This is a genomic window from Vibrio natriegens NBRC 15636 = ATCC 14048 = DSM 759 (assembly GCF_035621455.1).
Taxonomy (GTDB): domain Bacteria; phylum Pseudomonadota; class Gammaproteobacteria; order Enterobacterales; family Vibrionaceae; genus Vibrio; species Vibrio natriegens.
Window position 1 is genome coordinate 896,869 of record NZ_CP141823.1, and the last position, 14,155, is coordinate 911,023.

The following is a 14,155-nucleotide window of genomic DNA, read 5'->3' on the forward strand; positions in this document are numbered from 1 at the left end:
GTGGTAATATGGCGTTGATTAAACCTTGGGTATACAGCATGCACACACAAACTGAGTTTCTCGCTTTACTTCAACAAAAGGCATTTCAGTCTTTCCAACGCGTAGGCGTGGCTATCCAGGGTGATGGCGACTGGCAAAACGAACTTATCACTTCGTTCTATAAAGCTCATCAAGAATTACGTTGGTTTTGTGTCGGTGAATGGTCGTTAGGCGACGCCTTTTCAGTATCTAGCAAACAAGGGCATATGTTGCTAGGAAGAGAATGTGATGTGCTCGTTTATGATGCGCGTAAAAACTTTGATGCGAACAGCTTCTCTGCAGCGTTGGGCTCACTAGTTGGTGGCGGAATTCTGATTGTGGCTACCGATAATGTTGAGCCATCAAACTGCGCTCAACAGTGGATGGCGTCTCAGTGGCAGAAGTTATTTGTCTTAGAGCAACATCAACCTGTGCCTGAGTTACCAAGTTTTGAACCCTCCAGTAAAGCCCAAAGATATACGCAACAAGAGCAGGCAGTTGCTGCTATTGAAAAAGTGGTAACAGGCCATCGAAAACGCCCTTTAGTGTTAACCGCAGACCGTGGCCGTGGGAAAAGCAGTGCCCTTGGGATCGCGTGTGCGAACTTATTACAAACTAAGCCGTTGCGAGTGTTAGTGACAGCACCATCTATTAAAGCGGTAGAACCGGTTTTCTTACACGCAGAACGAATATTGCCAAGCGGCCAGCGTATCAGAAAAGACAGATTTGAAGCCGGGCAGGGGAGCATACAATTTATCGCGCCGGACGAGTTACTCGTGTCGCTACCCGAATGTGACTTACTACTTGTCGACGAAGCCGCTGCAATTCCAGTTCCTATGCTGCAGCAGATGACGGCTCATTTCCATCGCCTTGTATTTTCTAGCACCATTCACGGTTACGAGGGTTGTGGACGCGGGTTTACGCTTAAGTTTGTTGACTGGCTGAGAAAGAAAAGAGCCGGAATGAAAACCTGTCATCTTAAGCAACCAATCCGCTGGAGCGAAGGTGATATTCTTGAGTCCTGGCTATATCAAGCATTTGTATTGGATGCAGAACTGATGGCCCCTCCATCCGTGGTTGCGCAAGAATTCCTACTTAAAAAAATTGCAAAGCATGAATTGGTTTCCAATCCTAGATTATTACCTGACTGTTTTGCTCTTTTGGTGAATGCGCACTATCAAACTTCTCCGAATGATTTGCTGCACTTACTTCAAGATGAATGTAGTTCTATTTATGTAGCAACGAGTGAAAAGAAAATAGTCGGCGTTATCATGACGGTTGAAGAGGGCAGTTTAGATGAGACGATTATTTCTGATATTCAACTCGGGAGGCGTCGTCCACCAGGTCATCTAGCCCCTGTTACTATTATCAATCAACTCGGCATGCCTGATGTGGGTCGGCTATCAACGCTCCGTATTATGCGTATCGCGGTGCATCCTGAGTTACAAAACAGAGGGCTCGGGAAGCGGATGCTTACTCAACTTGAGCAGTCTCTACCTTCTCATGTCAATTATCTTTCCACCAGCTTTGGTTTGACAGATGAACTGTTGCGCTTTTGGAATAGTGTCGGTTATCAACCGATTCGACTTGGAACAATGCGCGATGCCGCAAGTGGTTGTTACTCTTTATTGATGGTCAGACAGTTGGCCAATAAACCGCAGAAATGGATTGATGAATCTGAGCTACTTTTATGTGAGTTTATGTCGATGAACGCCAATCTGGTTTACTCGAAGTTAGAGCCTAGCTTATATCGAAGTTTACTCAGTGCGCCAAGAATGGAGATCGTACTCCATCCTTGCCAACTTACGCTTATTCGCAATTACGCTCTAGGTGGTGGTAGTTACGAATCTGTGTTTGTGTGGTTAAAACAGTGGCTATTGAAAAATGGCTTAGTATCAGTTTCCGATTTAATGATCTGCAAGTTATTCCTTAACCATGATTGGGAGAGCTGTGCGAAACAGTTCAATCTAACTGGACGTAAGCAAGTTGAACAAGAAATTCGGCGTGAAGTGCAGTTGCTTCTGAAACAATTTACACTGTAAAGCAGACCTTAATTAGATTTACACTGTAAATTAAAATAACGAAGAAGAGGGGTTTACACTGTAAATCGCCTCTTTTTTTATTTGTCCTATTTGAGCTGGTTTAGATTATATTCACGATACTATTCACTGACTTGGCGGAATTGACATTTATCTCACTATTAGTGATATAAGCTTGATTATTAAGACTGCACAGTTTGTCGAGAAAATATTTTTAGTTAGACTGATGGTGTTGATGTTCAGCAAAGTGGTATCGCTATGTGGAAGCTGTGTCTTGAGTGGTCTGAGGACAGAACAAGGATAATCGCTCGTCTGTCACCAGATGTGGATTTGGAAAGTGAGTTCGATAGAAAAGAGTTACTTGCGCAACTTACGTTAATGAATGCCGATTCGTTATTTGTTGAAGATGACGCGGTCAGCCGATTTATTGAATGCGTGAGAGTTCGAGACGCACTAGCTTATAAAGGCGTAGTGGTCGCTCAGAAGAAAGACGCTGAGATTTCTGTGGAGTTGTCCAATAACGATATGCTTGCAAGTATTACCGTAACCGGCGCTTATGGCGGACGCGGATTACGTGGAGCAGAAATTGTCAGGGCACTAGCACAAGCAAAGGTTACCAAGGGAATCAACAAACTCGCCTTAAAGAAAGTAATGCTGGTCAGTAGTCAACTTAAGTCTGGAGCAACGTTCACCCAACCTGTTGCTGTTGGTAAACAGCCAATCAAAGGTAGAGACTCTATTTTTACGCCTCTGGTAAAAGACATCACAAAACGTATTCTCAAGCCAAAACAGGGACAATCGAGTAGCGACAAAATAGACTTGAGAAATCTTGGCGAAACAATCTCTGTCAATGTTGGTGATGAAGTCATGCGCCGCACTCCTGCTACTAAAGGGATCCCCGGCTTCACTGTCCAAGGCCGACTTATACCTGCGCATGTGGGCAAAGATACCGCTCTCAAACCGGGCAAAGGTAGTGAAGTTTGTCCAAGTGATCCAAATCTTCTCATTGCTTCAATTTCAGGTACGCCACTAATAAAGAACAATACGATTGAAGTCGACAACGCACTGTGCCTCAACAATGTTGGCGTTAATACTGGCCACGTTAAATTTAAAGGAAACGTGATTATTGGTGGCAACATTGAATCTGGCATGATTGTTCAGGCGACAGGCTCGATTACGGTAGGTGGATTTATTGAGTCCGCTGATGTTCAAGCGCGTGATGACATTCTGGTCGGTAAAGGAATTATTGGTCATACCGTTAGTGATGGCCAACCTAGAAGTTGTCGTGTGAAAACCAAAGGTTCTATTCGGGCTAGTTACGCGCAGTATAGCGAACTATCTGCAGGTAAAGACATTGAGCTCGCAGTCCATAGCATGAATAACGAAATCACTTGCGGTAAGACCCTGACAGTTCTGGATGCGATTGGAAAAAATGGCACACTGAGTGGTGGCCACGCTAAAGTCGCCAAAAATGTGTTGTGTTTGCAACTGGGCGTAGAAGGAGATACAGCAACCAGGGTCGAAGCGTTCTCAGGCTATTCATTGTATAAGGAGCATATTGGCAACTTAAAGGAACAGTATAAAAACGCACAAGCTGAAACGATGGATATTATCCGCAAAGAGTTAGAATTCAAAAAGCGTCCCAAAGCAGAACGTAATCAAGAAGAAGGTGTGGAAATAGAAACGTTAAAATCCCAAAATAATCGCCTAGTGGAAGAGTTAAAGCTGAAACTTGATCAGACCGAAATCGCCTTTGAACTTGCGCTAAAAGAAAATACGGTGGTAGCGAAAGAACACGTTTTTTCTCGGGTAACCGTTCAGTTTAGTAACGAGCAAGTAACAACTAAACGCACCCACGGCGGTTGCACATTCCGATTTAATCAATACGAAATCAATGTGTCGGCAAATCTCGAGCAAGAATCCATCATCGCGTAGACGGCCAATTTTTGTTTCTAAATCCTTTAGCGTATAGGAATCACAATCAGGCTTTATCGACGCTTGTACTAAACTGAGTCTTCAATCGTTGGGTAGGGTGATTCTCTATCTACAAAAATAGGCCTCTTCAAATACGATACTTGTTTGACTCGACTTACATAACGGCGTTTTACACTGTAAATCGCATACCTATGTCTTTCTTTTTCAAAGCATATATGAAATGCTTTTTTCTATCGTAAAACCTTAATTAACAGGCTCATACTGAAGCAGTGCAATAATCGCGGGTAGGTACTGCTCTATCGTTAAATCAGAGGACACGGCTGGTAATTCCAGAGTGACACACGGCAGTTCTCGTTCACTACACCAAGTGCTAAATGACCCGGGAGTTTCGTAATCCACGTCTTCGACCAATGGTAGATCGAATTGGCTACCGAGCCATTTTGCTAAGGCAGAAAATTTTGGGTCATCCACAAAGGCCAGCGGTTCATGGAATGAGACCACAAACGTTGGTCGTCTTTCTTCGATAAGATTGATCAGCGCGGCCACCTCTGGCTCAAGTTGATTTGCATTACCCGTTTTTACTTTTACATCGCGTACCGGAGTATGAGAACTCCAACGATACACAGTGCCATGCTCAGTCCAGTTTTGAGTTGGAAAGGCACGATTAAGATCAACTTGATTGGCGTTTGCTCTGGTACCGAGTTGGTTACCATCCGGGTTCATCGATAACACCACATCATGATGTAAGCCGTTTACTGGCAAACTTCTTAGCGCGCATGATAAACCTGTTATAGAAGCTGTCTCATCTCCGTGTGTTCCCGCTAATATCAAACCACGTGATGTGCTTTCTACCTGAGCAGGAAAGTAAAGCAAAGGCGCACCTAAAACGGATTTTCCGTAGGTTTTGGGCTTAATTAAAAATGCAGCTCTTTCCGTTCTTGGAATTAGATTCACCATAATCTCCAACCAGATGAAGTAATATTAATTTTAATTACTTAGATAAACCGAACTGTTAAATTTCGTCAATGGTTGTATTGTTAATTGTGGTGTTGGCTTCAAAAGACGAGTTAGGAGAACTAAAAACGATATGGATATTAAAAAATTCTCAAAGACATTGCTTATTTCCTCTCTTTTTACCCCTGTCGTAACGATTTCTGCGTTTGCAGATGTCATACCTGAAGATGTTCAACTTGCCGCTGAGCAAGTTTTAGTGCGAGCGAATGATGCTGAAGCGGCCACTCTCGATCCGGCAAAAGCCGAAGGGATGCCAGAAATGCATATATTGCGAGACTTATTTGAAGGGTTGGTGATTCAAGATCGTGATGGCAATATTGTTCCTGGCGTCGCCCAGTCGTGGGAAACGAAAGACAACCAAACGTTTGTCTTCCATTTACGCAAAGACGCAAAATGGTCCAATGGTGATCCAGTAACGGCAGACGATTTTGTGTATGCGTTAAGAAGGGCGGTTGATCCTCAATTGGCGTCACCAAATGTTTGGTATCTTGAAATGACAAGCATCAAGAACATTGTGGATGTCGCTGAAGGTAAGCTGCCAGTTGAAGAGTTAGGTGTTAAGGCTCTAGATAAATACACACTTCGTTTCGAGCTAGAAAGTAAAGTTCCGTACTTTGTGGCAATGACAGGTCACACATCAATGATGCCTGTTCATAAATCGACAGTGGAGCAGGGTGGGAAACCATGGAGCGATCCGAAACAGTTTGTCGGTAATGGCGCATTTGTCCTTGATAAATGGGTAGTCAATGAACGCATTGAACTGAAGAAAAATCCTAATTATTGGGATGCAGACAATACGCATCTCACCAACGTAACTTACATCCCGTTTGAGAATCAAAATGCCTCGATTAATCGCTATGTGGTTGGCGAAGTAGACATCACTTCTGATGTACCAACACATATGGCACAGAAGCTAGAACAAGAATATCAGGATGCGTATACAGTGGTGCCATTATTGTGTACGTATTATTACGCGTTCAATACAACCCGTCCTCCGTTTGATGATGTGAGAGTCCGTCAGGCTGTGTCTTATTCAATCATGCGCGACGTCATTACCAATGGCGTTACCCAGGTTGGTAACTTACCCGCATACACGTTTGCTCACCAATATACGGCTGGTTTTGATGCGACTCAACCGGACTACAGCAACTGGACACAGCAACAACGTGACGAAAAGGCTCGTCAGTTATTAGAAGAAGCGGGTTATGGAAAAGATAAGCCGCTCGATTTTAAACTTCTTTACAACACCAGTGAGTCGAATAAAGCCATTGCTGTGGCTATTGCCTCTATGCTCAGTGATAACTTAGACGCGAAGGTAGAGTTGGAAAACCAAGAATGGAAATCTTATTTAGTGGCGCGCAAGCAAGGTAATTTTGATGTAATGCGTGCCTCATGGTGTGGAGATTACAATGAAGCATCGACATTCCTGAGTTTGTTAAGATCGGATTCCTCAGGGAACTTTGCGCGTTACCAAAGCCCTGAATACGACCAGGCGATGGACAACGCACTCGCGACCACAGACGATAAAAAACGTCAGGCGTACTACGATGAAGCCGAAAAATTGATTGCGGCAGATGTTCCTATCGCCCCAATTTACTATTACATGCAGGCGAGATTAGTGCGTCCCAACGTTGGTGGCTTTGCTAAAAACAACGTAGAAGGCCGAATTTACTCTAAAGACCTGTACATTAAGAAGTAAAAATAAAGCCCCGTAGAGCGAACTCTCGGGGCTTTAATTTTTATCACACTATTTTTCGTCGCAGACTGACTATCTGCTTCCCACGTCTAAAACCAACTTACTCGAGCACAGGGTTACTTTCTTCGGGTGTAAATTCGGGACTTGGCTTTAGCCGCGACAGGCTTGTTTCTGGCCAGTTTTAACACCGCTTTCTGTAATATTTGGTTGTTTGGATAAGTGATAAGGTTGCCGTTTTCGTGTTTGATCAACACATGAAACATGCTGATCTCTTGAATCTCACCGCTGATGTCTTCATCTTTATCGACGACTTTGATCCGATCCCCGACGCGATATGGAAATACGAAGAAGATCAAAAAGCTTGCGGTGATATTACTCAGTATCGACCATTGGGCAATAAACGCGACCCCCAGGACTGCAAATATGGAGGATAGGAACAGCGATACATCACCGTATCCAATGCCAGTGACAATCGCAAAAGTGGATGCGGTCAGAAACAACAGTGCCACGTTAAAGCAACGCTGAATAAAGCTTAAGCGTGCCTTCTTTACCCCTTTCGATGAGGCTAGGTTTATGATGGCTCGGTTGGCAACTCTTTTCAGGATCCGATAAGTGATCAAGACAATGATGCCCATTAACACTTTATATCCAAGAGAGCCTTCGTTGAAATACTGGTTCACTTGATCTAATTGGATCCAATCATTCATTTCTTCAACTCGCCTTTCTTCAACTCGATGGTACTAACAAACGGCTGTTATAGCTGATTTTTTACTGTAAGTAATCACAATTTTTATCTTAGCTGGTCAACTTTGTCTCGTACTTGAATATGACTTGATTTATCTCGCATATCTCAAATTGATGTGCCTATTGCGCACACTGAGAACCGGAATTCGCGCTTTTCTACTGCTAATCTAATAAGGTCAACAGACCCTAGTTATGACAGCAAGTTATCTCACTTGATTAACGAAGCGAGGGTGCTTAGATCTGCGAGGTGGAATAAGATGAGGCATATGGAAGAAGATGAAAAAGCGATTATGATGTTGGCTGTTATTGTTGGCTTCGTGCTTATCTGGGTATTCTTGGAAGAGGTGAACTATTTCGGGTTCAGATAGAGCGAGCCCCGTAAACAGTCGGTGTTTAAGGGGCGATATTGGCACGTTAACTTACTGCACGCACTTTACCTTGTTTCAAATCGCTCAGTACCTGAGCTTTTGGACCATCTGCAATAATGCTGCCTTTTTCTAAAACGATAACCCTATCAACGATATCAAGCATTGCGGTCTTGTGAGTGATAAAAATCAACGTCTCATTCTCTTTCAACTGGGCTAACTGATGCTTTATGTGCATTTCAGAGCGGTTATCCATGGCGCTTGTCGGTTCATCCATCAGTAAGACCGGAGGATGCCCTAACAGAGCCCTGGCGATGGTAACGGCCTGACGTTGCCCACCTGATAGCATTGCACCACCTTCACCTACCTGACGCTCCAGACCGGCCGGATCCGACTGAGTAAATGCAGTCACTCCAGCACGATTAGCGGCATCCATAACATCACGGTCATCGGTGAGAGGGCGTCCGAGCGTAATGTTATCGCGTATTGAACCGAAGAATAGAGTTGGATCTTGTGGTACGCAGCCGATATTGCGCCTTATATCGACGTGATGAAGCTGAGCAATATCGGTGTCATCAATGCGCACATGTCCCTCTGTAGGCTGATATAGCCCCATGATAAGACGTTCTAATGTTGTTTTTCCTGAGCCTATACGCCCGATGATCGCGACTTTCTCACCAGGGTTGATGGTCAGGCTCAAATCACGAATCGATGCGACAGGCGAGTTAGGGTAGTAGAAGGTGACACGTTCAAGTTCAATTTTACCCTGAACAATAGGGCGGTGAATGTAACGCTTTCCTTCTTCTTGCTCATCCGGCATCTCCATGACCTGATTAATGATGGTCATTGAAGACTTCGCTTGATTGTAGCGTGTCGACAGCAAAGAAAGCTGAATCATCGGGCTGATGGCGCGTCCACTCAGCATCGTCGCAGCGATTAAGCCCCCCATGGTTAACTCTCCTTCTGCAATCAGGTAAACGCCGAGAATGACCATACCGACATTACTACTTTGCTGCACAAAGCTTGCTGAGTTTTGAATGCTGTCCGTGATACGGCGGCTTTTAATATTCCAGTTTGCCATGTGTGCTACGGCTTCTTCCCAACGATATTGGAATTGGCTTTGCGCACTGAGCATTTTTACGGTTTCGATACCGGAGAGGCTTTCAATTAAGTTGGCGTATTTTTGCGAAGCGAGTCGCGACCCTTCTTCTATCGAGCGTCTCAACGGCTTTTGAATTATCAGCGAGTGAATAACCAAAATAATGACACCGACCAAAGGGACGAATACGAGGTTACCTGTCATTAACCAAATGATGACTAAGAACAGAATTGCGAAAGGTAAGTCGATGAGGGCGCTAACGGTTGCTGATGTGAAGAATTCACGAATAGATTCAAATTCCTGTAGATGGCGAGCAAAAGCGCCAACCGAAGGAGGTTTGGATTCCATTCGAATTCCCATCACTTTGCTAAACAGTTTCGAGGAAATCAGAATGTCAGATTTTTTACCCGCGACATCGATGAAGTAGTTACGTAATGTCTTGAGAATAAAATCAAATAAGAAGACAACAAATACACCACTTGCCAGTACCCATAGGGTTTCAAAGGCAAGGTTAGGGATCACTTTGTCGTACACCAAGCGCGTAAACATTGGTGCAGCGATGGCAAAAATATTGATCAGTAGCGAGGCAATAAATACATCACGGTAAATGCGTTTTGATTGCCATAAAGTCGACCAAAACCAGTGTCCTTGATTGGTTTTGAGTACCTCTGGCGAGCGTTCATCAAAACGGAACTGTTTTTTGACCAGGAAGTAGCGCCCGGCGTATTGCTGAAGTAAGTCTGGTAGTGAAATGGAGATAGGCACCATTCCACTTTCTAAGGTGGTGATTTCCGCTTCTTGTGTCTCTGGGTTAAGACTATTTAAAACACAAGAATCACCACCTTTCAGAACTAATATTGCTGGCAGTATCAAGCTGGAGATATTCTCCAGCTCTCCACGGTTTTCTTTGGCGACCAACCCGGCTCTCTCTGCTGCTCTGGGAAGCAGAAACGGAGTCAGCCTGCCTTCAGAGAGCGGCAATCCGTTAACAAGTGCTTCCGGCGAGTTAGCTAATCCATAGTAACGGCTAACGTAGATCAGCGAATTCAGCAAAGGGTCTTTCATCGTAGTTGAACCTTCTATTCTTTGTCGACAATAAATCCTTGGAATACTTCAACAAAATGTTCAGCAAGGAAATCCAACTGGATTTGAGTCTCGATACGCGACGCAATGGTCGTGATACCTAAGTTGTGCGCGGTACGAGAGATCGAAGTCAGCGTAAATTTCTGTTTTTCATCGTGCAGATTATGCGTAAACAAGTAATCGAGTTTCACGTAATTTGGACGGAACTCCTGAATGTACTCCAGAGACTGGAAATTTCGACCGTAATTATCCACACCGAATATTGCCCCCGCTTGACGAATAGCATTACACAACAGGGCGGTATGGTGAGGATTCTCAATAAAGCACTCTTCTGGAATCTCAAAGTGTAGCTTAGGCGCGACTTCAGGGTGTTTTTCCAGCATGCTCGTTGTCCAGCGAATAAACGAAGGCTGAGATAAACTACTTTGCGCAATGTTGATCGCGACAGGATCGGTGATGTCTCCACGCTCTAGCATGTTGATCATTGACTCGATCACGTACTGATCGAAAATGTTGGTCGCTTCTAGCTGCTCAAGCGCGAATAAGTATTGGTTCGCACGGAACGTTTCGCCATCTTTTTCAATACTTGAAAAGACTTCACTGTGGAATACTTTACCCCATGTATTTTTAGCAGCCTGAAAACGGAATTGGATCCAGTCACTGTGAATCGCTTCTTCAACCAAAGCTTTCCACTGCTGTTTACCCATCAGGTTAGATGGGGAATCGCTGCCGATAAATCCGTAAGGCTTATCTGGCTGAGCTTTTGCCTTGGACAGGGCATTATCGACCATTGATAGAATTTCAGAGTGGGTTTTATGCTCTTTACTATGGGCAACACCAAGTGCTGCTTTCGGTTTAGCAAGACCCGTTGGGTCGGTGTTTAACCCATTCACACAGTTAACGATGCTGTCGGCCATAAGACGAAGTTCACTTTCATCCATATGAGGGAAGAGAAGACCGAATTCGTCACTCGATAGGCGAGCAATCGTCGCTCCCGAAACATCGATGGTATTTTTAAGGCGTTGAGAAAGCTCTTTTACGTGCGCATCAGCGCGTTGGTAATCTTTCGTTTCGTAAATATCGCCAATATATTCGGCATGGAGTAGCGCGATACCACCTTGTGTTTCTTCTGCTAGCCATTGATCAACCTGGTTCATATAAAACGAGCGGTTCCCCAACTTGGATATTGGATCGAGGTAAGCCTGAGCGCGCAAACGCTGTGCTTCTTTCGCCTGTTCTTTAAAAGACAGCTCAATTTGAGCCGACATGGTGTTGATACCATCAACGACAGCAATCAGGTCTTTGGTTTTAGGGCGGGTAAGCGGTTCTCCAAACTGATTATTCGCGATGTCATGCATTTTCTGTACGATTGCCGCCAACGGTCTGAGTGAACGTCGTAAAATGTAGGAGATAGCAATCAAACCTGCCAGAAAGAGAAGACTGAATGCAGATAACAGACCAATGAATCCTTTCCATAGTTGTTCATAGGCAGCGCCAGGGTGGCTGATAATCTCAACTTCGGCAAGCTGCATCCAACCGCTGGTCACCACACGTTTATCATGAATCGCTTTAAAGAGATTTAAGTTGATAAACCATTGTGGCACTGAGCTTGGTTTGATTGGGTAAGAACGTACGATCTGGTAATCTGAGTCAAGCGATGTCAGACGAACAACGGAATAGGTGCTGCCATCAAATAGCGCATTAATGACCGACTCAACGGCAACCTTATCTTTGTCTTTTAGGTAAGGAGCTAATGCCAAACCGACAGTATTGATGGTGTTGTTGACCTCTGAACGCTGCTGTTGCTCCAGACTGGTTCGAGTAGTATTGAATTCGATTACGAGTACTGATGCCATCAAGAGTACAAAGACCGTAACCATTCCCACTACTAGCTTCTTATATAGGGTCATGTTTTTCACTCGTCATATTTAATTTTAGGTTTTTTTAACTGCAACTTACGTTCGCGCGAGCGTAAGTCATTCCAAAGGCTCAAACGTGAGGCTTTCCCTGCCAGTTCTCCGTTTCCAGCAGAAGATTTTATTAACCACAGGTTTGTACCATTAAAGCTGTAAATCGGTAGCAAGTCGCGGCGCTTAGAGGCTCTGACAATTTCTGCATTTAGGTTGTCGAGAATAAGCGGCTCTGCACTGGCCGTCGGGTAATAGGCCAACACCATATGAAACTGATTTAGTTCTATGGCTTTAACGTACACCAAACGCATCTTAGAGTCAGGCACACCCAGTTCAAGTAATGAGAAATACTTCGCAATGGTAAAATCTTCACAGTCTCCAGCATTACTTCCTAAGAATTCGAGGGGCGTTGCCCAGTAATCCGACGTACCCCAAAGCTTTTTGTCATCAACGAAATACAATTGATTAAAAAAGCGGTTAACACCTGCGAGTTTCTCTCGGGTATCCACATGGCTTAGTTCAGTCAGTGTGTTTCTCCACGTACTGACACGCACTCCGGCTCGTTGGCCGTACACTGCCGTGACTCTATCGACCCATTGTTGCTCTTCTTTGTTTAACGCACCTGTTTGGAGCGAAAGACAACTTAAGCTAAATAGTAATGTGACTTTACGTGTAAAAATGGGTTGCATATTAGATTTACGTCACAAGTGTACTCTTATAATGAGTTCGTCTGTGAGAAATAATTACTTTTTATTTAACAACTTACAAACTCATCGTTGCAAATTCAGTATGAAGTCAGAGTGCCACGTGTCGTCTACTCCTTTAACGCATTGGTTTTGGCTTTCAAAATAGGCTCAAGCAAATATTCCAAAACGGTTCTCTTGCCGGTAATGATATCGACGGATGCGGTCATGCCGGGAATAATCGGTAAATCGGCACCCTGGCCAAAGTTAGTTTTGTCTGTGCGTACCCGGACAATATAAAAGCTGTTGCCTTCGTCATCCTGGGTAGTATCTGCGCTGATATGCTCGAGCTCGCCTTCCAAACCACCGTACTTGGTAAAGTCATAAGCGGTAAATTTTACAATGGCATGCAGGTCCGGGCGCAGAAATGCGATGTCTTTCGGGGCAATTTTGGCTTCAACCAAAAGGGTATCTTCAGTTGGAACAATCTCGACGATATCCATTCCTGGCTGAATAACACCGCCAACGGTATTAACGTAAAGGGTTTTTATTTTTCCTGTCACTGGCGAGTTGACCACGGTGCGATTGACTCGATCTTCCAAGCCAACGGCTGATTCAACTAACTCTGAAAGTTGGTCTTGTGCATTATTGAGTTTTTCTTGTTGCTCTGAGCGGAACTGTAATGCGACATCGATACGTTTGAGCATGGCTTCTCTCAACGCGGACTTGAGTACCGGAATTTTCAGTTCGCTAGACGTCATTTCACGGCGAGTATCATTAACCTGACGCTGTAGTTTAAGTAGTTCAATACGCGGTACCACCCCTTCGTCGGCTAAAGGTTTGGTGATATCGAGCTCTTTACGCACATATTGATAGCTTTGACGTAAGTTTCTCACGCGGGCTTCTATCTCGACGAGATCTTGCTGCTTTTGCTGGACTTGTTGATCGATAACTGACAGTTGGTTACGCAGGTTATCTAAGTTTTCACGGTATTCCGCTTTTTGACGCTGTGCCAATTGTGGTTGTTTTTCTTCTAATAGGGGGGGAAAGGTGAGTTTGCCATAATCCAGAACGACACTCTGTTTCCAGTTGTCCGTATCGAAATCTCGATTGACTTCCACACTGCTGATCGAGGCTGAAAGCTGAAGAACGGAAGCCGTTAAGTTCGCGACCTGCTGTTCTCGTTCACGAAAATCAGAGCGAAATCGGGTGTCGTCAATTAACAGGAGTTGTTGACCTTTTTCGACCAGCTGACCTTCTTTCACCAAAATTTCTTTGACCAAGCCGCCCTCTAGGTTTTGGACGACCTGAATTTGAGAAGAAGGAATGACCTTGCCCTGGCCAACGGTCACTTTATCTATTTTTGCCCAAGAGGCCCATCCAATAGCGGCAATGAAAAAAAACATCATCACCCAAAGCATCAAGCGTGCGCTACTGGGGGTATTAAGAAGCAAAGCTGCGGTTTTATCGTCGACAAAATCCAGTTCATCAGTGCTGAGTTTGCTGTAGTTGTTTTGGCCCATCACATTCCCTGATCACAATGGCTCATTATATTTTTGATCTAATTAC

Annotated in this window: 9 protein-coding genes; 3 read left to right on the forward strand and 6 right to left on the reverse strand. The window is 44.4% G+C overall.

Going from position 1 to position 14,155, the window contains the following annotated elements; genetic code table 11:
- Positions 1–38: 38 nt before the first annotated feature.
- Together VER99_RS18590 and VER99_RS18595 are read left to right on the forward strand one after the other, a co-directional pair.
- Complete coding sequence (locus tag VER99_RS18590; protein WP_024372621.1) at positions 39–2,060, forward strand: tRNA(Met) cytidine acetyltransferase TmcA; 2,022 nt, start codon at positions 39–41, stop codon at positions 2,058–2,060.
- A 255-nt stretch (positions 2,061–2,315) separates the two neighbouring features.
- Positions 2,316–3,992: a DUF342 domain-containing protein gene (locus VER99_RS18595; protein ID WP_020335041.1), complete on the forward strand. Its 1,677-nt coding sequence runs from the start codon at positions 2,316–2,318 to the stop codon at positions 3,990–3,992.
- 243 nt (positions 3,993–4,235) lie between these two features.
- Here VER99_RS18595 and mpaA read toward each other — a convergent pair whose 3' ends face one another.
- Entirely contained in the window at positions 4,236–4,946 is a 711-nt protein-coding gene (gene mpaA, locus VER99_RS18600) for a murein tripeptide amidase MpaA (RefSeq protein WP_024372622.1), read from the reverse strand.
- Positions 4,947–5,079: 133 nt separating this feature from the next.
- On the opposite strand from mpaA, the gene VER99_RS18605 reads away from it, so the two are divergent.
- Positions 5,080–6,705, forward strand: a complete 1,626-nt coding sequence (locus VER99_RS18605) for an ABC transporter substrate-binding protein (RefSeq protein ID WP_020335039.1) — start codon at positions 5,080–5,082, stop codon at positions 6,703–6,705.
- A 113-nt stretch (positions 6,706–6,818) separates the two neighbouring features.
- On the opposite strand, the gene VER99_RS18610 is transcribed toward VER99_RS18605, so the two are convergent.
- The 5 genes from VER99_RS18610 to VER99_RS18630 all read right to left on the reverse strand — a co-directional run bounded on the left by VER99_RS18610 (position 6,819) and on the right by VER99_RS18630 (position 14,109).
- Entirely contained in the window at positions 6,819–7,409 is a 591-nt protein-coding gene (locus tag VER99_RS18610) for a mechanosensitive ion channel family protein (protein WP_020335037.1), read from the reverse strand.
- 451 nt (positions 7,410–7,860) lie between these two features.
- On the reverse strand, positions 7,861–9,975 hold the full coding sequence (locus VER99_RS18615; protein ID WP_020335034.1) for a type I secretion system permease/ATPase: 2,115 nt from the start codon (positions 9,973–9,975) through the stop codon (positions 7,861–7,863).
- 14 nt (positions 9,976–9,989) lie between these two features.
- Entirely contained in the window at positions 9,990–11,903 is a 1,914-nt protein-coding gene (locus VER99_RS18620) for a bifunctional diguanylate cyclase/phosphodiesterase (protein ID WP_014235111.1), read from the reverse strand.
- Between the two features lie 5 nt (positions 11,904–11,908).
- The gene (locus VER99_RS18625) at positions 11,909–12,592 is read right to left on the reverse strand and encodes a transglutaminase-like cysteine peptidase (RefSeq protein WP_020335032.1); all 684 of its coding nucleotides are present in this window, start codon (positions 12,590–12,592) and stop codon (positions 11,909–11,911) included.
- Between the two features lie 125 nt (positions 12,593–12,717).
- On the reverse strand, positions 12,718–14,109 hold the full coding sequence (locus tag VER99_RS18630) for an HlyD family type I secretion periplasmic adaptor subunit (protein WP_014235109.1): 1,392 nt from the start codon (positions 14,107–14,109) through the stop codon (positions 12,718–12,720).
- Between the last annotated feature and the right edge of the window lie 46 nt (positions 14,110–14,155).

Coding starts and splice junctions, on each gene's coding strand:
- VER99_RS18590 (WP_024372621.1), top strand. CDS start 39: ATGCACACACAAACTGAGTTTCTCGCTTTACTTCAACAAAAGGCATTT.
- VER99_RS18595 (WP_020335041.1), top strand. CDS start 2,316: ATGTGGAAGCTGTGTCTTGAGTGGTCTGAGGACAGAACAAGGATAATC.
- VER99_RS18605 (WP_020335039.1), top strand. CDS start 5,080: ATGGATATTAAAAAATTCTCAAAGACATTGCTTATTTCCTCTCTTTTT.
- VER99_RS18610 (WP_020335037.1), bottom strand. CDS start 7,409: ATGAATGATTGGATCCAATTAGATCAAGTGAACCAGTATTTCAACGAA.
- VER99_RS18615 (WP_020335034.1), bottom strand. CDS start 9,975: ATGAAAGACCCTTTGCTGAATTCGCTGATCTACGTTAGCCGTTACTAT.
- VER99_RS18620 (WP_014235111.1), bottom strand. CDS start 11,903: ATGACCCTATATAAGAAGCTAGTAGTGGGAATGGTTACGGTCTTTGTA.
- VER99_RS18625 (WP_020335032.1), bottom strand. CDS start 12,592: ATGCAACCCATTTTTACACGTAAAGTCACATTACTATTTAGCTTAAGT.
- VER99_RS18630 (WP_014235109.1), bottom strand. CDS start 14,109: ATGGGCCAAAACAACTACAGCAAACTCAGCACTGATGAACTGGATTTT.